An 18,126-nucleotide genomic window follows, 5' to 3' on the forward strand; every position below is an offset into this window, starting at 1 on the left:
CGGGCCGTATTTTCGTCACGCCGGGCGGTCTTTAGCTGCCGGCAGCTCATTTTCATCCGCGATCGATCCGAAGGGGACCCGCCATGCGCATTCTCGTGACCGGAGGCTGCGGCTTCATCGGCTCGGCGCTGGTGCTGCATCTCGTCAACGATCTCGGCCACGAGGTCTGCACCCTCGACGCGATGACCTACGCGGCCAACCCGATCTCCCTGGCGTCGCTGGCCGACAACCCGCGCCACCGCCTCGTCGAGGCCGATATCTGCGACCGCGCCGCCGTGCAGGCCGCCATCGCCGACTTCAAGCCGCAGGCGGTGATGCACCTGGCCGCCGAGAGCCATGTCGACCGCTCGATCACCGATCCGGGCGCCTTCGTGCGCACCAACGTCATCGGCACCCAGACCATGCTGGACGGGGCGCGAGGCTATTACGAGGCCCTGCCGGAGGCGGAGAAGACGACCTTCCGGTTCCTGCACGTCTCCACCGATGAGGTCTACGGCTCGCTGCCGCCGGACGCGTTCTTCACCGAGGACAGCCGCTACGACCCGCGCTCGCCCTACTCGGCCTCGAAGGCCGCCTCCGACCATCTGGCGCGCGCCTGGCACGAGACCTACGGGCTGCCGGTGCTGGTAACCAATTGCTCGAACAATTACGGGCCGCGGCACTTCCCGGAGAAGCTGATCCCGCTGATGATCCTCAACGCCCTCGAGGGCAAGAAGCTGCCGGTCTACGGCGACGGGCTGAACGAGCGCGACTGGATCCATGTCGAGGACCACGCCAAGGGCCTGGTCGCCGTGCTGGAGCGCGGCCGCATCGGCAACACCTACCTGCTCGGCGGCCGGGCGGTGCGCAACAACCTCGCGGTGGTGAAGGCGCTCTGCGCGGCCTTCGACCGGCTGCGGCCCGAGAACGGCCCGCACGAGCGGCTGATCAGCTTCGTCACCGACCGGCCCGGCCACGACCGGCGCTACGCCATCGACTGCACCAAGGCCGAGACCGAGCTCGGCTGGCGGCCGCAGAAGACCTTCGAGCAGGCCCTGGAGGAGACCGTGGCCTGGTATCTCGACAACGAGAGCTGGTGGCGCCCGATCCGCGAGGGCCGCTACACCGGCGAGCGCCTGGGGCTGACCCGCTGATGGACATTCTGGTCCTCGGCGGCGCCGGTCAGGTCGGCACCGAGCTGCAGGCCCTGGCTTGGCCGGGCGGCGTGTCGGTGCACGCGCCGACCCGGGCTGAGCTCGACATCACCGATGCGGGCGCCGTCGCCCGGACCCTGGAGGCGCGCGCCTACCGGGCGGTGATCAACACCGCCGCCTACACCGCCGTCGATAAGGCCGAGTCCGACGTGGTCGAGGCCTGGCGCCTCAACGCGCTCGCCCCGGCGATCCTGGCGGCCGCGACCGCTGCCAAGGCGATCCCGCTCGTGCACGTCTCGACCGACTACGTCTTCGCCGGCACCAAGCCGGACGGCGCCTACGCGCCGGACGCGCCGATCGACCCGCAGAGCGTCTACGGCGCCAGCAAGGCCGCGGGCGAACTCGCCGTGCGCAGCGCCAACCCGCGCCACGCGATCGTGCGCACCGCCTGGGTGGTGAGCCCGCACCGGGGCAACTTCGTCAAGACGATGCTGCGGCTCGCCGGCGAGCGCGACGCCCTGACGGTGGTCAACGACCAGCACGGCTGCCCGACCTCCGCCGCCGACCTCGCCGCCGCCCTGGCGACGATCGCCCGGCGCCTGGCCGCGGATCCGGACGCGCCCACCGGGACGTTCCATTATGTGAATGCCGGCGCCACCACCTGGCACGGCTTCGCCGAGGCGATCGTGGCGGGATCCGCCAAACGCGGCGGCCGGTCGATCCCGGTCACCGGCATCCCGACCTCCGCCTACCCGACCCCGGCCCGGCGGCCGGCCAATTCGCGCCTGTCCACCGACAGCCTGACGGCGGCCTACGGCATGACGCCCCGGCCCTGGCAGGCGGCGCTCGACGATATCCTCGACCGGCTCGTGGGGCCGGTTCGAGAGGGAGCTTCCAAGCCATGAAGGGCATCGTTCTGGCCGGCGGATCCGGCACGCGCCTGCATCCGGCCACGCTGTCGATCAACAAGCAGCTGCTGCCGGTCTACGACAAGCCGATGATCTACTACCCGATCTCGGTGCTGATGCTCGCCGGCATCCGCGAGATCCTGATCATCTCCTCGCCGGAGCACCTCGACAATTACAAGCGCCTGTTCGGCACCGGCGAGCAGTTCGGCCTGGAGTTCACCTACGCAGTGCAGCCGCGGCCGGAGGGCCTCGCCCAGGCCTTCGTGATCGGGCGCGACTTCGTCGGCACCGACGACGTGGCGCTGATCCTCGGCGACAACCTGTTCTTCGGCGCCGGCATGCGCGAGCTGCTGAATGAGGCGCGCGCCCGCAAGGCCGGCGCGACGGTGTTCGCCTACCACGTCGACAACCCGCAGGCCTACGGCGTGGTCAATCTCGACAAGACCGGGCGCCCGACCAAGATCGTCGAGAAGCCGCAGAAGCCGGAATCGACCTGGGCGGTGACCGGGCTGTACTTCTACGACAACCAGGTGCTCGACATCGCCGCCGCGGTGAAGCCCTCGGCCCGGGGCGAGCTGGAGATCACCAGCGTCAACGAGGCCTATCTCGAGCGCGGCCAGCTCTACGTTGAGCGGATGTCGCGCGGCTATGCCTGGCTCGACACCGGGACCCATGACAGCCTGCTGGAGGCGAGCGAGTTTGTCCGCACCCTGCAGAACCGCCAGGGTCTCCAGGTGGCCTGCCTGGAGGAGATCGCCTTCCTGCAGAACTTCATCACCCGCGATCAGCTCATCGCCCGCGGCGAGATGTTCGCCAAGACCAATTACGGCCAGAACCTGCTCCGCCTCGCCCGCGAGAGCGAGGACGAGCTCGCGCTGCGGTGAGGGCGCGGGGCTGGCCCCAAGAGTGAAATGTCGGGTGCGGTGGCGCTCCTTCGATGTGCACCGCACTTCGGAAAGCCGCAACAGGGCCGGCGTCGACGCAGTCCCCGGTCGTTACGACAACAGGAAGGCGTCGATCCCACGCTCGGCGAGCAGCTTCACGGCCTTCCGGTCAAACGACGCGAATGTCTCGGCGCCGAGCCGCCGACCGTCGAAGGCAATCACGCCGTCCGCGAAGTCGCCGCCGGCCTCCAGCAAGGCAAGCCCCGCTTCGACCGCGGGGCGATCGAACACCACGTTTCGTGTTTCCATGAATTGCCGGATCGCCCGCGCGATCTGGGATCGAGGTGCGCCATAACGGCGCTCCATCACCCACGCTAATTCGCAGAAGACGTGTACACTGATCGCGACAAGATCGGCGGTCTTTAACGTTCCGATCGCGATGTCTTGCTGCTGCGCGTCATCGGGGGTGACGAGGCGCAGCAGCAGATTCGTGTCGGCCGTGAGTTTCATTCCTCGCCAGCGCCGGCGGCAGCCCCCGCTTCGGCGATGGCGTCTTTGATATCCTCGATCGAGAGCTTTGCGCCATTCGTCGACCCAGCGAAGAAGTTGCGCAGGTTCTCCCACGACCCTTGAGCCCGATCGGCTTTGAGCTCCGCCCGCCCGTCAGGCAGCAGGTCAAGCCTGATCTTGTCACCAGGTTCGATGCCGAGATGCTTCAGCACATCCTTCCGGAAAGTGACTTGTCCGCGCGCCGTCACGGTCAGCGTCGCCATGATGGAGCCTCCGATTCATGACCTGAGGGTAAGATACAGGGATCTGACCCTCAAGCGTAACGCAGCGCAGGCGTCCGGCCGCATCTGTCACTTCGGGCTGCAGCCGATGCAGATGCCCTGAGAGATCTTGTCGTCCTGGATCTGCTGCTGGGTGCGATCGCGCCGATCGTTCGGGGTGGCGGCGCCGGCGCCGGAGGCGGGCGGCATCGTGCGGCCGACGGGAGAGGTGTGCGGCGCCGTGACCGTCGAGGTCGGTCCGCCGCCGGTTCCGGTCTGGGACTGCGCCGCGGCGGCCGTCGCGGCCAGCATCGGCAGCAGGGCCGAGAGGCCGAGGATCGTCATGGTGCGGGTCATCTGTCCGGATCTCCTTGCCCGGACCTAACGCGAGCGTGACCACCCGGTTCGCGCCCCCGGGCGAACTCCCCGTTTGTTCGCCTTTGCAGACCGGGCCCGGCGCCGTATCAGGGGCGCGCATCCCCGATCCAGTGTCGAAACCCCGGAGCCGCCGCGACGATGCGGGACCCCAACGCGATCGACTTCTGGCGCGGCTTCGCCCTCGTGACGATTTTCGTCAACCACATCCCGGGCAACACCTTCGAGCGCTACACCTTCTCGCAATACGGCATCTCGGATGCCGCCGAGCTGTTCGTGTTTCTGGCGGGCTGGTCGATCGGCATCGCCACGCGCCGGCGCGACGGGACCCCGGAGCCGGCCGGCCAGAGCGTGGTCCGGCTGCTCGCCCGCACCGTCGAGGTCTACCGCGCGCAGCTCACCGTGATGCTGCTGGCGCTGGCGCTCATCGCCGGGTCGGCGCTGCTGCTCGACAACCCGCTGATCCTCGAATGGCACAATGCCGGCGGCTTCTTCGCGGACCCGATCCAATCGGTCTGCGGCATGGCGCTGATGACCTACCAGCTCGGGTTCTTCAACATCCTGCCGCTCTACGTGGTGCTGATCGGCATCGCCCCGATCTTCGTGCTGGTCGGCCGTGTCAGCCTGATCGCGGCCCTGGCGCTGTCGGGGGCGATCTATCTCGCCAGCCTCGTCTTCGAGTGGAACGTCCCGTCCTGGCCCGGGGAGGGGGATTGGTTCTTCGATCCGTTCTGCTGGCAGGTTCTGCTGGTGCTGGGCTTCGTGCTCCAGGGCTGGAACCTGCGCTCCGATACCCTGCGCCGCTGGTCGCGACGCCTGATTCCGGCCGGCGTGGTCATCGTCATCCTGGGCATCGCGCTCGCCGTGACGGGTCTCCGGCCGGATCCGCTGATGGTGCCCGAGCCGCGGTTGCTGTTCACGTTCGAGAAAACCTACCTGACACCGGCGCGGCTTCTTCATTTCCTGGGGGTATTGCTCGCCTTCGCGCCGCTCTACGCATTTCTGGCTCCCCGAATCGGGGTGGTCGGGCGCTATCTGAGTCAGCTGGGCCGGAACTCCCTGGCGGTCTTCTCCATGGGCTCGATCCTGAGCCTGATCGGGCAGCTCGTGCGTTTCCAGACCGGCGGCGGCGTGCTGGTCGATATGCTGGTCGCCGGAAGCGGCCTGGTCGGTCTGGGGTTCACCGCATGGTTCGTCGAATGGCGCAGCCGCACCAAGTCGTCCCGGGCCCGGTCGTGAGGCGTGCGCGCGTCCCCGTGCCCCGCTGGGCGCTGGCCGCGCTGATCCTGGGGGCATTGGTGCCGGGGGCGGCTGCGGAGCAACCGGCCGACACGGGCGCCGGTGACCAGCCCGGCCTGTCGCAGGAATGCCGGGTCCCGGGCGCGCAGCTCTACACCATGGCCAAGCTGGGCGCGGTCCGGACCGCGCTCGGCGAGAACCGTCCGCTCAGGATCCTGGCGATCGGCGGCAGCGCCGCGCCGGGCGCCTCGGCCTCTTACCCGGCCAAGCTCGAAGCCGCCCTGGAACGGGCGCTGCCGAAGACCGACGTGTCGATCGACCATCGCGGCCTGCCCGGGGAGATCGCCTCCGGGGCGGCCGAGCGCCTGCGCACCATGGTGGCGGAGGCCGAGCCCGATCTCGTGGTCTGGCAGGTCGGCACCCATGACGCCATCGCCCGGGTCGATGCCGACGCCTTCGCGAGCGCGCTCAGCGAGGCCGTGGCCTGGATCCGCTCGCACGGGATCGACGTGGTTCTGGTCGATCCGATCTACACCGCCAGCATGGCCGCCGACGTCGATTACAACCGGATCGTCGAGGCGGTCCGCACCGTGGCCGCCCAGCAGCAGGTGCCGCTGGTGCGCCGCTACGAGGCCCTGCATTACCTGTCGAGCCGCAGCGACAGGGGCGAGGGCCACATGCTCGGCCGCCAGTTCCGGCTCAACGATCTCGGCCTGCGCTGCATGGCCGAGCACGTGGCGCTGACCATCGCCACCTCGCTGATGCGCACCGACCCGGCTCCGGACCCGAAGGCCGCCCCGGGCGCGCCGCCTTTAACCGAGCCGCAACGCGCCCCGGGCTAGACCCGGAAACCCGCGATCGTTCACCCACGATCACTGGACTATCGCCCCGGATATTGGATCTCGGACGATGCTCCAGCGGGTTTGACGGGACATCGTCTGTTTCCGATCCGGCGGCCGCCTTTCGGGACGATGCTCCGAGCCCGGCGCGGAGCGCGTAGTGTCAGCCACGGCCGTCCCAGCCCCCACCAAGCTCGCCGCCGCCGGCCGGCGGCTCCACGCTTTGCGGAGCGGCCCGGCGCGGGCGGCGCTGACCGTCTTCGCCATCCGGGTCGGGGCGGCCGGCTTCGCCTACGCGGCCCAGGTGCTCGCCGCCCGGCTGATGGGCTGGGACGCCTACGGGGTGTTCGCTGCCGTCTGGGTCTGGACCGCCATGCTCGGCCACACCCTGACGCTCGGCCTGTCGCAGGGCGCCTGCCGCTTCGTGCCAACCGACCAGGCACGGGGCGATCTCGACCTCGCCAGGGGCTATATCCGGGCCGGTGCCCTGGTCACCGGCGGGGCGGCGCTCAGCGTGGCGGGTCTCGGCGGTGCCCTGTTGTGGTTGGAGCCCGGCCTGTTCGCGCCGGCCTACCGGGCGCCGATCGCCGTCGCGCTCTGCGTGATGCCGCTCTTCGCGCTCCAGGATTATCTCGAGGGCGTGGCCCGCAGCCAGAACTGGGTCGGGCTCGCCATCGCGCCGCCCTACCTGCTGCGCCAGAGCCTGATGATGGCCTGCATGGTCGGGGCCGTGCTGCTCGGGGCGCCGCCCCGGGCCGAGGTCGCGATGGCCTGCATGCTGGTCGCCGCCGCCATCGCCACCGCGCTGCAGGCCGGCCTGCTCGTGGCGCGGCTGCGGGCGGATCTGCCCGCCGGCCCGCAGCGCTACCGGTGGCGGACCTGGCTCGGCACCAGCCTGCCGATCGCCGGGATCGACCTCGCCAATGCCGGCTTCACCTTCGTCGACGTGATCGTGCTCGGCGCCCTGGTGAGCCCGGCCGAGCTCGGCCTGTATTTCGCCGCGACCCGGATCCAGCAATTCGTGGTGTTCGTGCATTTCGCCGCCAGCGCGGCGACGCTCCAGCGCTACAGCGCCGCCCATGCCCGGGCCGACCGTCCCCTGCTCGCCGACCTGGTGCGCCGCCAGGGCCGGCTCACCGCGGGCGCCACGGCCCTGGTCGGCGGCGCGATCGTGGGCTTGAGCCCCCTGCTGCTGGCGATGTTCGGCCCCGGCCTCGGGTCCAGCGTGCCGATCCTGGCCGTGCTGGTCGCCGGCAGCGTCGCGGCGAGCCTGTTCGGACCGGGCGAGGACCTCCTGACCATGCTGGGCGGCGAACGCCTCTGCGCCGGGATCACCGCCCTCATGCTGATCGTGGCCTGCGCCCTATGCCTGATGCTGATCCCGCCCTTCGGCCCCCTGGGCGCGGCCCTGGCGGTGGCGCTCGCCACGATCGCGCGCGCCGGCCTGCTCGCCCGCGCCGCCGGCCGACTGCACGGGCTGCCGACCCCGATCTGGTCCGCGGGAGCGATCCGGTGAACGCCGTGGCGCAATCCAAGCGGACGACATCCGGCCTGTCGGTCTCGATCGGCCCCGCGCCCGAGCCGGCGGCGTGGGACGCGCTGTACGCGTCGAGCGCCGCCCCGCACCCGCACTACACGCACCACGCGGTCGCGGCCCATCGGGAAGCCGGGCTGCTGCCCGGGGCGCTCAGCTTCGTCACGGTCCACCGCGGCGGCGATCCGGTCGCGCTCCTGCCCTTCACGCTGCGGCGCGATCTCGCCGGTCTCGGCGGCCGGGTGGCGCAGCCGTTCCTGTCGCCCTTGGTGACCGCCACAGCGCCCCAGGTGATCGACGGACCCGACCGCGCGGCGGCGATCCAGGCCCTGGTCGCCGGGCTGGAACAGGCGTCCGGCGGACGGGCCTGGCGCTGGCCGCTCCTGCCGACGGAAGACGGGGCCGTCCCCGAGATGCTCGCGGCGATGCGGGCGCGCGGCTGGGCCATCGGCATCGTGACGGCGTTCGAGCGCCCTTTGATGGTGCGACGCGCCGATCACGATGCGTTCCTGGCCGGGCACCCGAACCGGTCCCGGTTCAAGGATCTGCGTCGGCGCACCCGCCGCCTCTCCGAGGCCGGCACCGTGGCCCATGTCGGCGCCGCGGGCGGCCCGGAACTGGCACGGCTTGTGGCGGATTTCCTGGCCCTCGAGCGGAAGGGCTGGAAGGGTCAGGCCGGCACCGCCATGGCCTGCCGGTTGGACAGGGCGGCACTCGCGCGGGCTCTCTTCGCCGAACGGCCCGGCCCCATCGGCGTCCGGGCGGATGCACTCACGCTCGACGGCCGGCCGATCGCGATCAGCCTGGCCCTGGTCGGTGGGGGCAGAGCGACGCTCCTGAAGACCGCCTACGACGAGGATCTGCGCAGCCACGCCCCCGGCCTGCTCTTGGAGGCGGAGATCGTGCGCGCCTGCCACGAGACCGGCTTTGCGGACATGCTCGATTCGGCGACGCTCGACGGCTCGGCCCTGGAGAGCCTCTACCGCGAGCGAACCCGTATCGCCGAGATCATCGCCTTGCCGCCGGGGGATCACACCCTGTCCCTGGAGCGACGCCTGCGGCTCGCCCGGTTCGAGCACGCGGCGCGCGCCGCGGCCAAGCGGGCTCTGCGGCGGCGCTGAATCCGACGCCTACCGGTTGCGGTACGGCCCCTCGCCCTGGACCTGGTCGTAGACGCCGTGCCCGGTCCGGGCCCGATAGGCCCTGCCGGCGATCTGGCCGGGGGTGGGCGGCGTGCCGGGCTGGGCGAAGCTCGTCTCCGGACGATAGGCTGGGCCCCAGCCGATCTCCTCGTCGCCGGCCGGGTCTTTGCCGGGGAAGCCGGTGGCGTAGCCGACGCTCTGCGCCAGAGCCGGGGCCGCGGCCAGCCCGAGCAGGGCCGCGAGGGTGAAGCGGAGCGTGGTCCTGGAGCGCATCGATCGTCTCTTTCCATGGCGATCCGCCGGGCGGATCCTCTGAGGGGGAAACGCCGGTGCGCGACGCGCGTTCTCGGGGGCGCATCCGTGTCGCGGGGGGATCCTGCTCCGCCGGCCCGGACGATTCCTCGCCGCGGGGGCCCGGGTCGCCATGGAGGATTGGAAGGCCGGGTTGCGGGCCGAATTGCGGGCGATCGAGATCGCCACCGCCGATGCGGCGGCGTCGGTGCTGCCGGATTTGCTGCGACGCCTGCGCCATCATCAGGCCGGGCTCGGCGGCCCCGCTCTCCTGACGCTCTACCGGCGCTGGCGGATCCGGCGTCTCTCCCGGGCGGTGGCGGATGCGCGCTGGCAGGTGGAGCAGGGTCGGCTGGCGCGTCTCGGCGGTCTCGATCCGCGCCGGTGAATGGGCGACCGGCTCAGGCCGCGGCCGACCGGCGTGCGCCCGGACGTGCGGCCTCCCGCTTCGTGCCGGCGGCACGGCCCGGCTGCTCCTTCTGCTCGGCCGCCGGGGCCGGGAGGCGCACGAGGACGACGGTGCCGACCGTTTCCTCGGAGCGGATGCGCAGCGAGCCGCCGTGCAGCTCGACCATGGAGCGGGTGATCGCCAGCCCGAGCCCCGAGCCCTTGTGGCTGCGGGTCATCTGAGCCTCGACCTGGGTGAACGGCCGACCGAGCCGGGCGAGGTCGGCCCGGGGGATGCCGATGCCGCTATCCTCGACGAACAGGTGGGTGCTGGCGCCCGCCCGGCGGACCCGGACCGCGACGCGCCCCCCGGCCGGCGTGAACTTCACGGCGTTCTGGACGAGATTTGCCAGGATCTGCTGCATCGCGCTCGGATCGGCCAGCAGCTCGATCCCGGGCTGGACGTCGACGCCCAGCGCGATCCCCTTGTCCCGGGCGGCCGCCTCGACCAGCCCGAGCGCGGAGGCGACAGCGGCCTCGGCCGGGATCGGCCGCGGGTTCAGCCGCACCCGGCGTGCCTCGAGCCGGGCCATGTTGAGGATGTCGTCGATCATCGAGAGCAGGTGCGAGCCGCTCTCGCGGATGTCGCGGCAATATTCGGTGTAGCGCGGGGTGCCGAGCGGCCCGAGGACCGCGTTCTCCATCACGTCGGCGAAGCCGATGATCGCGTTGAGCGGCGTGCGCAACTCGTGGCTCATATTGGCCAGGAATTCGGACTTGGCCTGGCTGGCGGCCTCGGCGGCGGCCTTCTGGTCGAGGTAGCGCTCGGCCAAGTCGGCGAGCTGCTGGGTCTGGAGTTCGAGGGTGCGGCGGGAGCGCTTGAGGTCCTTGACGGTCTCGATCAGCTCGCGCTCGGACGCCTGGAGCTGCTCCTGGTGGCGCTTCAGGCTGGTGATGTCGGTCCCGACCGAGACGTAGCCGCCATCCTTGGTGCGGCGCTCGCTGATCTGAAGCCAGCGGCCGTCCGTGAGCTCGGCCTCGAAGGTCCGGGCGGCCATATCGGTGAGGGCGAGGCCGGCCTCGGGGGATTCCCGTCGGACCTGGGGCAGCACGCCCCGGCCCATCACGTCGGTGTAGCTCCGGCCGGATTGCGCATCCTCGGGGCTGAGGGCGTGGAGGTGGCGGAACTTCGAATTGCACAGCACCAGGCGGTTGCCGGTATCCCAGAGGACGAAGGCCTCGGAGATGGCCTCGACGGCGTCGCGCAGGCGCATGTCGGAGGCCGCGTTGGTCTCCTCCAGGGCGCGCTGCTCGGTGATGTCGGTGGCGATGCCGACGAGGTGGCGCCCGCCATCGGTGGCGTCGGGCATGACCTCGGCCCGGGCGCGCAGCCAGACATAGGCGCCGTCGGCGCCCCGCATCCGGAAGGCGTGGTCGACGCAGGTCTGGGCGGCGGCGAGACCCCGGGCGAGGCTGTAGAGGTCGCCGTCATCGGGATGGACCAGGGCGTTCACGGCCCCGAAGGAGAGATATTCGTGCTGCCTCTGGTAGCCGAGCAGGGCGTACATCGAATCGGACCAGTAGATCCGGCCCCGGGCGATGTCCCAATCCCACAGCCCGCAGGCGCCGCGGCGCAGGGCGGTCTCGAGCCGGCCGCGGATCTGCTCGCGGGCGCGGTCGGCCCGGGTGGCCTGGCGGCTCTGCAGCCCGTAGGCCAGGCCGACGCCGACGATCACCAGGATCGCGGCCCCGACCAGCACGATCTGGTCCCGGGCCCGGGCGCTCCAGCCGCGCATCAGCGGCTCGATCGGCTGCAGCACCGCGACCTGTCCGGCCCCGTCGGGCAGGCTGTGGATGGCCGCGAGCACGCTCTCGCCGCCGGGCAGGTCGAGGGCCATGGCGCCGGCGCGCTCGCCGAGCCCGGAGAGCGGCTCGCTGTCGCCGAGCACCTGGGCCAGGGTCGTGGCGTCGGAGGGAAGGGGCGGATGGGCGGCGGCGATGCGGGTATCGGGCCGCACCAGCAGCAGGCGCCGGCCGGGATGCCGCTCGCTCTCCGGCATCAGCACGCGCAGGTCCGAGGCCTTACCGGCGCTCGGGACGATCGCCCGGGCGGCCAGGCGGGCGAAGCCCTCGACCTCGGCCTTGGCGCCGGCCAGGATCTCGGCACGCTGCCCCTGGATGTGGAGCGCCGCGAGCCCGACCAGGCAGGCCAGGAACACCGCCAGGATGCCCGGCACGGCGTAGCGCAGCCACCGCTCGATCAGACCGAGCCGCGGATCCCGTACGCGCATCGGCCAGGAAACGGCGAGACTCGAATCCGCACGCGCGGAGAAGGAAGCGGAAGCCGCCTCCGGCATGGCCGAACCTCACCCAAGGGAACTGCGATCCGTCCGTGGCGTCTCGCGCCCCTCGAATCTGACGGGATAGAACCATCTTCGAGGGGCGTTTGTCCACGGATTTTTTACCATTCGGCCTTGACGGACCCGATGGGTTGCGACTCGGCGAGAGAATCGATTTCTACCGCAAGTTCAGGTACTTAGCCACCTCCCAGGGTGCGTGCGACGATGTCGGCCGTGTCCCGCGACAGGCCCGGGATCGCCTTGATCCGATTAAGCATTTCGCCGGCTTTCGCGGCCCGCGATTTTTCCAGCCGACGCCAGGATCCGAAGGCCGTCAGCAGGCGCGCGGCAACCTGTGGGTTGGTCGAATCCAGCGCCGCGACCGTGTCGGCGACGAGGGAAAATCCGGCGCCGTCGGCCCGTGCGAACTGCGTCGGGTTGCCGAACGCCAAGGTTCCGATCAGCGCGCGCACCCGATTCGGGTTGGTCATTGTGAAGGCCGGGTGCGCTTTCAGCCGGGCGATTCGCTCCAGGGTGCCGGGCTCGGGGATCTGCGCCTGGATCGCGAACCACTTGTCGAGGACCAGCGGCTCGTCGGCGAAGCGCTTCGCGAAGCCCGCCAGCGCGTCCTCCCGGGCCTGACCGGGGATCAGCGCCAGGGTGCCGAGCGCCGCCAGCCGGTCGGTCATGTTGGTGGCGTTCGCCAGGCGCTCGGCCGCGCGCTGCGTCCCGGCCTCGGGATCGCCCGCGGCGATCAGGTCGAGGGCGGCGTTGCGCAGGGACCGGCGCCCGGCCGAGGCCGCGTCCGGGCTGTAGCCCGCGCCGTCGGCCGGGGCGAGGGCGCCGTCGAGGCGCTCCAGGCGCGAGCGAAGGGCCCGGCCGAGGCGCGCCCGCAGGTCGAACCGCGCCCGGTGGATCGCGTCGGGATTGACGTCGGCGGACAGGGAATCGGCGGCTTCACCCTCGCTCGGCAGGGTGAGGACCAGGGCCGCGAAGGCCGGGTCGGCCAGGGCTTCGCCGTCGAGGAAGCGCCCGAGCGCGTCCGCGAAGGCGTCGGCCCGGGCGGGATCGGGGTCGAGGATCAGCCGCAGGGCGACGTCCTGGGCCGCCTGCCAGCGGTTGAACGGGTCGCTGTCCTGCGCCAGCAGCCGCATGCGCTGGGCGTCGGTGAGGTCGAAATCGAGCCGCACCGGGGCTGAGAAGTCGCGCAGGAGCGAGGGCACCGGCTCCTCGGTGACCTGCTCGAACACGACCTCGGCCGCGGCACGGTCGAGGACATAGACCCCGTTCCGGACATCCGGGCAGGTGGCGTTGGTGAGCGGCCCCGCAGCGCCGACGAGGCCGAGCGCCACCGGGATCACCAGGGGCGGGGCGTCGGGGCCGGTCTCGCCAGGGAGGCTCTGGGCGAAGCGCAGGGTGCAGCGGGCGGCCTGCGGATCGTAGGCCATGGCGACGGACAGGCGCGGCGTGCCGGGCCGCTCGTACCAGCCGGCGAAGGCCGAGAGGTCGCGCCCGGTCACGGTGGCGAAGGCCGCCAGGAAGTCCTCCACCGTGGCGGCGCGGCCGTCATTGTCGGCGAAGTAGCGGTCCATGCCGGCCCGGAACGCCTCCGGGCCGATCAGCGTCCGCAGCATCCGGACGATCTCGGCACCCTTGTCGTAGACGGTCGCCGTGTAGAAGTTGTTGATCTCGGCATAGGCCCGCGGCCGCACCGGATGGCGCAAGGGGCCGGCATCCTCGGGGAACTGGCGCGCCCGCAGGGACCGGACCTCGGAGATCCGGTGGACCGGCCGGGACCGCATGTCGGACGAGAATTCCTGGTCGCGGAAGACCGTCAGCCCCTCCTTGAGGCAGAGCTGGAACCAGTCCCGGCAGGTGACCCGGTTGCCCGACCAGTTGTGGAAATACTCGTGGGCGATGATCGCCTCGATCGCCGCGTAATCCCCGTCGGTCGCGGTCTCGGGGCTCGCCAGAACGTACTTGTCGTTGAAGATGTTGAGGCCCTTATTCTCCATGGCGCCCATGTTGAAGTCGGACACGGCGACGACGTTGAATACGTCGAGGTCGTAGGCGCGGCCGAAGGCGGTCTCGTCCCACCTCATGGAACGGATCACGGCATCGAGGGCGTAGTCGGCGCGGGCCTCCTTGCCGGGCTCGACATAGACCGCGCAGGTGACGGCGCGTCCCTCCTGGGTGGTGAAGTTGGTCTCGACCTTGCCGAGCCGGCCGCCCACCAGCGCGAACAGGTACGCGGGCTTCGGATGCGGGTCGTGCCAGATCGCGAAGTGCCGATCGGCCCCGGCGGGGCCGGATTCGACCAGGTTGCCGTTACCGAGCAGCACCGGCGCCTCGGTCCGGTCCGCCTCGATGCGGGTGGTGTAGATTGCCATCACGTCGGGGCGGTCGAGGAAGTAGGTGATCCGGCGGAAGCCGTCGGCCTCGCACTGGGTGCAATAGACCCCGCTCGAGCGGTAGAGGCCCATCAGCTTGGTGTTGGCGGTCGGATCGACCTCGGTGACGAGGCGTAAAGCGAACGGCTGCTGGGGCGGGGCGTGCAGGGTGAGGCCCGACGGGGTCGCGGTGTAAGAAACCGCGGCGAGCGCCGCGCCGTCGAGATCCGCCGAGACCAGGCGAAGGTCGTCGCCGTCGAGATGCAGCGGCGCGCCGGCGCGGCCCGCCGGGTTCGGACGCAGGGCCAGGGTCGCGTCGATCCGGGTGGCGTGCGGGTCGAGGCGGATGTCGAGATCGACGCGGTCGATCAGGTAGTCGCTCGGCCGGTATTCCTCCAGGCGGATCAGCGGCGGCGTCTCGGTGCGCATTCGGCTCTCTCTCCGGATCGGGTTCGGGCCCGTTCTGGTCCCTCGCGCGGCCCGGCGCAACGCGGGCGCGCAGCTCGGATCACGGATCGGAAAGGCGCGGCGGGCCCGGGGTCAGGACGATGTGGCGGCGATGCCCTTCATGCGCCACAACCCGCCGATCAGGACGAGGTTGATCGCGGCGAGCAGCGCCAGCAGGCCCCACAGGGCGTCGGGCCCGATCCGCACCAGCAGGAACGCGCCGAGCGGCGGCGCGAGCGCCTGGGCGACCAAGCCCGGCCGGGCCAGCCGGCCGACGAGCCCCGCGTAGCGCTCCGGTCCGAACAGCACGAGGGGCACGGTGCCCCGCGCGATCGAGTAGACCCCGTTGCCGGCCCCGTAGACGGCCAGGGCGAGGCCGATCACCGGCCCGTGCGCGGCCAGGAGCAGCAGCCCGAGGGCGACCAGCACGAAGGCGGCGGTCAGGGTCCAGAGCGGGTGGTGCCGGCCGCGGTTGGCGATCTCGATCAGCCGCGCCCCGACCTGCGACGGCCCGATCAGCCCGCCATAGGCGACCGCGGTCGCCAGCGTCTCGCCCCGGGCCTGGAGCAGGGTCAGCAGGTGCACCGACACCAGCGCCATGATGGTGCCGCCGAGCACCAGCACGCCCGCCATCAGCAGGAACGCCTGCGCCTGCCAGGGCGCCAGCGGCGCGACCGGCCGCGCCCGCCCGGTCGCCGCCATCGCCGGGGGCGGGGCCGGGGGGATCAGGACGAGGACGAGCGGCAGCGTCACCGCGAGGTGCAGGCCGGCATAGGCGAAGCACGTCCCCCGCCAGCCGAGATGGGCGACCAGGAAGGCCGAGAGCGGCCAGCACAAGGTGCTGGCGAAGCCGCCGATCAGGGTGAGGGCGGTGATCGCCGAGCGCGCCTCGGCGCCGTAGAGCCGGCCGAGGGTGGCGTAGGCGGGATCGTACAGGCCGCAGCCCATGCCGAGGCCGAGGATCAACCAGCCGCCGAGGAAGACCGGGAGCGTGGGGGCGAGGCCGAGCACCGCGAGCCCCGCGGCGAGCAGCAGGGCCGCCGCCGCCAGGACCGGCCGTCCCCCGCGCCTCTGGATGACGGCGCCGACCCGCGGCGACGCGAAGGCCGCGACCAGCAGGCCGAGGGACAAGCCGCCGACGATCCAGGCCAGCGGCCAGCCGGTGTCCCGGGCGATCGGCTCCGCCAGCACGGCGGGAATGTAGAAGGAGGAGCCCCAGGCGAGGATCTGGACCACGCCGAGGGCTGAGATCACCGGCCAGCGGCGGGTCCGGTCGGCCATCGGATCAGCTGGGGCCGAGCAGCGGCAACCACAGAGCCAGCGCCAGCAGCGCGGCCAGCAGCACCGGCACGGTGATCACCAGGCCGACCCGCATGTACTGGCCCCAGCCGATCCGGTAGCCCTTGCTGGCCAGGACGTGCAGCCAGAGCAGCGTCGCGAGGCTGCCGATGGGGGTGAATTTCGGTCCGAGGTCGCACCCGATGACGTTGGCGTAGACCAGGAGCTCGCGCATCAGCGGCGCGAGATCCGGGGCCTGCTGGATCGCCAGGGCGCCGATCAGCACGCTCGGCATGTTGTTCATGACCGAGGACAGGATCGCGGCTCCGAAGCCGGCCCCGACGGTGGCCGCCACCGGCCCGTAGCCGGTGAGCCAGACGAGACCGCGCGCCAGCCCGTCGGTCAGGCCGGCATTCTTGAGGCCGTAGACGACGAGATACATGCCGAGGCTGAACAGCACGATCTGCCAGGGCGCGCCGGCCAGCACCGTCCGGATCGGAATGCGGCCACCGCGCCGGGCCAGTACCAGCATCAGAGCTGCGCCCGCGCAGGTCACGACCGAGACCGGGACCCCGAACGGCGCCGTGACGAAATAGGCGACGAGCAGCAGCCCGAGCAGCGGGAACGCCGCCCGGAACAGGAGCGGGTCGCGGATCGCCTCGCGGGGCGGCTCCAGCCTGCCGACCGGGTAGGCGGCCGGCACGGCGCGGCGGAAATAGAGACCCAGCACCGCCAGGGTCGCCGCGAGCGAGACCAGGTCGACCGGCACCATCACGGCGGCGTAGCGCCCGAAGCTCAGGTCGAAGACGTTGGCCGAGACGATGTTGACGAGGTTGGAGATGACCAGCGGCAGGCTGGTGGAATCCGCCACGAAGCCGCAGGCGATGATGAAAGCCAGAGCCGCCTGAGGCTTGAAGTCGAGCTTGAGCAGGATCGCCAGTACGATCGGCGTCAGCAGCAGGGCCGCGCCGTCATTGGCGAACACCGCCGCGATGGCGGCGCCGAGCACCACGACCAGGGGGAACAGACGGCGGCCCCGTCCGCCGCCCCAGCGCGCGACATGCAGCGCCGCCCAGTGGAAGAACCCGGCCTCGTCGAGCAGCAGCGAGATGATGATCAGGGCGACGAACGTGAAGGTCGCGTCCCACACGATGTGCCAGACCACCGGCACGTCGGCCGGCTGGATGACCCCCGTCGCCAGGGCGACGCCCGCGCCGATCAGGGCGCTCCAGCCGATCCCGAATCCCCCGGGCTGCCAGATGACGAAGACCAGGGTGACGGCGAAGATGGAGAGCGCGAGCATGCTTGTGCGAGTCTCGTCCGCAGCGGCTCAGGCCAGCCCGACGCGGCGGCCCTGCGCGTCGACGACCGGCTCGCCATCCTCCTTGACGAACTCGCCCTGCTGCGCGGGCAGCAGCTCGAGCACCGCCTCGGAGGGCCGGCACAGGCGGACGCCCTTCGGGCTGACCACGAGCGGCCGGTTGAGCAGGATCGGGTGCACCGCGATGGCGTCGAGGAGCTGGTCGTCGCTGAGCGCGGGATCGCCCAGCCCCAGCTCGGCGTAGGGCGTGCCCTTCTCGCGCAGGGCGGCGCGCACCGAGAGGCCCGCGCGGGCCAGGAGCTGCTTGAGCAGCGCCCGCGCGGGCGGGGTCTTCAGGTACTCGACGATGTGGGGCTCGATGCCGGCGTTGCGAATCATCGCCAGGGTGTTGCGCGAGGTGCCGCAATCCGGGTTGTGGTAGATCACCACGTCGATGGCGCGATCAGGCATGGTCCACGTCCTTCGTGTTGGGGCCGCAGGCCGACAGGGCGGCCAGCGCCGGCGCGCAGACCTCCGGGTGACCCTGGCAGCAATCCGTCATGAGAAATTCGACCAGCCCGGATAGGATCGGATAGGCGACGCTGTAGATGATCGAGCGCCCCGCCCGCCGGGACCCGATCAGCCCCGCCTGCTGCAGCTCCTTCAGATGGAAGGAGATGGTGGAGGCGGAGACCCCGATGGCGGCGGCCAGGGCGCCCGAGGCCATGCCGTCCGGGCCGGCCTTCACCAGCGCCCGGAGCGCCCGCAACCGGTGCTCCTGGCCCAGGGCCATGAAGGCTGCGAGGGCTTGCGACTCGTCCATTTTCGTTTCAACATTCAAACGATCGTGCGATCATACGAGAAAGCGTG

General features: G+C 71.3%; 18 protein-coding genes. 8 read left to right on the top strand and 10 right to left on the bottom strand.

The window, feature by feature from the left end; translation table 11 throughout:
• The first annotated feature begins 83 nt into the window (after window positions 1–83).
• From rfbB to rfbA, 3 genes are read left to right on the top strand one after another with little or no spacing between them, the layout of a single operon-like run.
• Complete coding sequence (rfbB, locus tag WYO_RS10945; protein WP_007562270.1) at window positions 84–1,133, top strand: dTDP-glucose 4,6-dehydratase; 1,050 nt, start codon at window positions 84–86, stop codon at window positions 1,131–1,133.
• Window positions 1,133–2,038: a dTDP-4-dehydrorhamnose reductase gene (rfbD, locus tag WYO_RS10950; protein WP_007562272.1), complete on the top strand. Its 906-nt coding sequence runs from the start codon at window positions 1,133–1,135 to the stop codon at window positions 2,036–2,038. The genes rfbB and rfbD overlap by 1 nt, the downstream gene beginning before the upstream one ends.
• Window positions 2,035–2,925, top strand: coding sequence for a glucose-1-phosphate thymidylyltransferase RfbA (gene rfbA / locus WYO_RS10955; RefSeq protein WP_007562274.1), 891 nt, complete (start codon window positions 2,035–2,037; stop codon window positions 2,923–2,925). The genes rfbD and rfbA overlap by 4 nt, the downstream gene beginning before the upstream one ends.
• A 111-nt stretch (window positions 2,926–3,036) precedes the next feature.
• On the opposite strand, the gene WYO_RS10960 is transcribed toward rfbA, so the two are convergent.
• The 3 genes from WYO_RS10960 to WYO_RS10970 form a co-directional block, all read right to left on the bottom strand.
• Window positions 3,037–3,435 (bottom strand): type II toxin-antitoxin system VapC family toxin, encoded by a 399-nt coding sequence (locus WYO_RS10960; protein ID WP_007562276.1) that lies wholly within the window; start codon window positions 3,433–3,435, stop codon window positions 3,037–3,039.
• Window positions 3,432–3,698, bottom strand: a complete 267-nt coding sequence (locus WYO_RS10965) for an AbrB/MazE/SpoVT family DNA-binding domain-containing protein (protein WP_007562278.1) — start codon at window positions 3,696–3,698, stop codon at window positions 3,432–3,434. Before WYO_RS10965 ends, WYO_RS10960 begins: the two co-directional genes overlap by 4 nt.
• Before the next feature lie 87 nt (window positions 3,699–3,785).
• A complete protein-coding gene (locus tag WYO_RS10970) occupies window positions 3,786–4,052 on the bottom strand; it encodes a hypothetical protein (RefSeq protein ID WP_007562280.1) in 267 nt (88 codons plus the stop codon).
• A gap of 159 nt (window positions 4,053–4,211) precedes the next feature.
• On the opposite strand from WYO_RS10970, the gene WYO_RS10975 reads away from it, so the two are divergent.
• The 4 genes from WYO_RS10975 (at window position 4,212) to WYO_RS10990 (ending at window position 8,803) form a co-directional block, all read left to right on the top strand.
• A complete protein-coding gene (locus tag WYO_RS10975; RefSeq protein ID WP_007562282.1) occupies window positions 4,212–5,309 on the top strand; it encodes an OpgC domain-containing protein in 1,098 nt (365 codons plus the stop codon).
• Window positions 5,310–5,326: 17 nt separating this feature from the next.
• Window positions 5,327–6,151, top strand: a complete 825-nt coding sequence (locus WYO_RS10980) for a GDSL-type esterase/lipase family protein (protein ID WP_244424144.1) — start codon at window positions 5,327–5,329, stop codon at window positions 6,149–6,151.
• Between the two features lie 157 nt (window positions 6,152–6,308).
• On the top strand, window positions 6,309–7,664 hold the full coding sequence (locus WYO_RS10985) for a lipopolysaccharide biosynthesis protein (protein WP_007562285.1): 1,356 nt from the start codon (window positions 6,309–6,311) through the stop codon (window positions 7,662–7,664).
• Window positions 7,661–8,803, top strand: a complete 1,143-nt coding sequence (locus WYO_RS10990; protein WP_007562286.1) for a GNAT family N-acetyltransferase — start codon at window positions 7,661–7,663, stop codon at window positions 8,801–8,803. The genes WYO_RS10985 and WYO_RS10990 overlap by 4 nt, the downstream gene beginning before the upstream one ends.
• A 9-nt stretch (window positions 8,804–8,812) precedes the next feature.
• Here the strand turns inward: WYO_RS10990 and WYO_RS10995 are convergent, their stop codons facing one another.
• The gene (locus WYO_RS10995; RefSeq protein ID WP_007562288.1) at window positions 8,813–9,097 is read right to left on the bottom strand and encodes a hypothetical protein; all 285 of its coding nucleotides are present in this window, start codon (window positions 9,095–9,097) and stop codon (window positions 8,813–8,815) included.
• 151 nt (window positions 9,098–9,248) lie between these two features.
• Between WYO_RS10995 and WYO_RS11000 the strand changes: the two genes are divergently transcribed.
• Window positions 9,249–9,503 carry a hypothetical protein gene (locus WYO_RS11000; RefSeq protein WP_007562290.1) on the top strand — a complete coding sequence of 85 codons (255 nt, stop codon included), beginning with the start codon at window positions 9,249–9,251 and terminating at the stop codon, window positions 9,501–9,503.
• A 13-nt stretch (window positions 9,504–9,516) separates the two neighbouring features.
• Here the strand turns inward: WYO_RS11000 and WYO_RS11005 are convergent, their stop codons facing one another.
• The 6 genes from WYO_RS11005 to WYO_RS11030 form a co-directional block, all read right to left on the bottom strand.
• Window positions 9,517–11,859, bottom strand: coding sequence for a PAS domain-containing sensor histidine kinase (locus tag WYO_RS11005; RefSeq protein WP_007562292.1), 2,343 nt, complete (start codon window positions 11,857–11,859; stop codon window positions 9,517–9,519).
• Window positions 11,860–12,038: 179 nt separating this feature from the next.
• The gene (gene pepN, locus WYO_RS11010) at window positions 12,039–14,660 is read right to left on the bottom strand and encodes an aminopeptidase N (protein ID WP_007562294.1); all 2,622 of its coding nucleotides are present in this window, start codon (window positions 14,658–14,660) and stop codon (window positions 12,039–12,041) included.
• Between the two features lie 111 nt (window positions 14,661–14,771).
• Window positions 14,772–15,959, bottom strand: coding sequence for an MFS transporter (locus WYO_RS11015; RefSeq protein WP_007562296.1), 1,188 nt, complete (start codon window positions 15,957–15,959; stop codon window positions 14,772–14,774).
• A gap of 4 nt (window positions 15,960–15,963) precedes the next feature.
• Entirely contained in the window at window positions 15,964–17,259 is a 1,296-nt protein-coding gene (locus WYO_RS11020; protein WP_007562299.1) for an arsenic transporter, read from the bottom strand.
• Between the two features lie 27 nt (window positions 17,260–17,286).
• Window positions 17,287–17,727, bottom strand: coding sequence for an arsenate reductase (glutaredoxin) (gene arsC / locus WYO_RS11025; RefSeq protein WP_007562301.1), 441 nt, complete (start codon window positions 17,725–17,727; stop codon window positions 17,287–17,289).
• Window positions 17,720–18,079 (bottom strand): metalloregulator ArsR/SmtB family transcription factor, encoded by a 360-nt coding sequence (locus WYO_RS11030; RefSeq protein ID WP_007562303.1) that lies wholly within the window; start codon window positions 18,077–18,079, stop codon window positions 17,720–17,722. The genes arsC and WYO_RS11030 overlap by 8 nt, the downstream gene beginning before the upstream one ends.
• Window positions 18,080–18,126: the final 47 nt, after the last annotated feature.

The organism is Methylobacterium sp. GXF4 (assembly GCF_000272495.1).
Lineage (GTDB): Bacteria > Pseudomonadota > Alphaproteobacteria > Rhizobiales > Beijerinckiaceae > Methylobacterium > Methylobacterium brachiatum.

Coding starts and splice junctions, on each gene's coding strand:
- rfbD (WP_007562272.1), top strand. CDS start 1,133: ATGGACATTCTGGTCCTCGGCGGCGCCGGTCAGGTCGGCACCGAGCTG.
- WYO_RS11015 (WP_007562296.1), bottom strand. CDS start 15,959: ATGGCCGACCGGACCCGCCGCTGGCCGGTGATCTCAGCCCTCGGCGTG.
- WYO_RS11005 (WP_007562292.1), bottom strand. CDS start 11,859: ATGCCGGAGGCGGCTTCCGCTTCCTTCTCCGCGCGTGCGGATTCGAGT.
- pepN (WP_007562294.1), bottom strand. CDS start 14,660: ATGCGCACCGAGACGCCGCCGCTGATCCGCCTGGAGGAATACCGGCCG.
- WYO_RS11000 (WP_007562290.1), top strand. CDS start 9,249: ATGGAGGATTGGAAGGCCGGGTTGCGGGCCGAATTGCGGGCGATCGAG.
- WYO_RS11030 (WP_007562303.1), bottom strand. CDS start 18,079: ATGGACGAGTCGCAAGCCCTCGCAGCCTTCATGGCCCTGGGCCAGGAG.
- WYO_RS10965 (WP_007562278.1), bottom strand. CDS start 3,698: ATGGCGACGCTGACCGTGACGGCGCGCGGACAAGTCACTTTCCGGAAG.
- WYO_RS10970 (WP_007562280.1), bottom strand. CDS start 4,052: ATGACCCGCACCATGACGATCCTCGGCCTCTCGGCCCTGCTGCCGATG.
- WYO_RS10960 (WP_007562276.1), bottom strand. CDS start 3,435: ATGAAACTCACGGCCGACACGAATCTGCTGCTGCGCCTCGTCACCCCC.
- rfbB (WP_007562270.1), top strand. CDS start 84: ATGCGCATTCTCGTGACCGGAGGCTGCGGCTTCATCGGCTCGGCGCTG.
- arsC (WP_007562301.1), bottom strand. CDS start 17,727: ATGCCTGATCGCGCCATCGACGTGGTGATCTACCACAACCCGGATTGC.
- WYO_RS11020 (WP_007562299.1), bottom strand. CDS start 17,259: ATGCTCGCGCTCTCCATCTTCGCCGTCACCCTGGTCTTCGTCATCTGG.
- rfbA (WP_007562274.1), top strand. CDS start 2,035: ATGAAGGGCATCGTTCTGGCCGGCGGATCCGGCACGCGCCTGCATCCG.
- WYO_RS10995 (WP_007562288.1), bottom strand. CDS start 9,097: ATGCGCTCCAGGACCACGCTCCGCTTCACCCTCGCGGCCCTGCTCGGG.
- WYO_RS10975 (WP_007562282.1), top strand. CDS start 4,212: ATGCGGGACCCCAACGCGATCGACTTCTGGCGCGGCTTCGCCCTCGTG.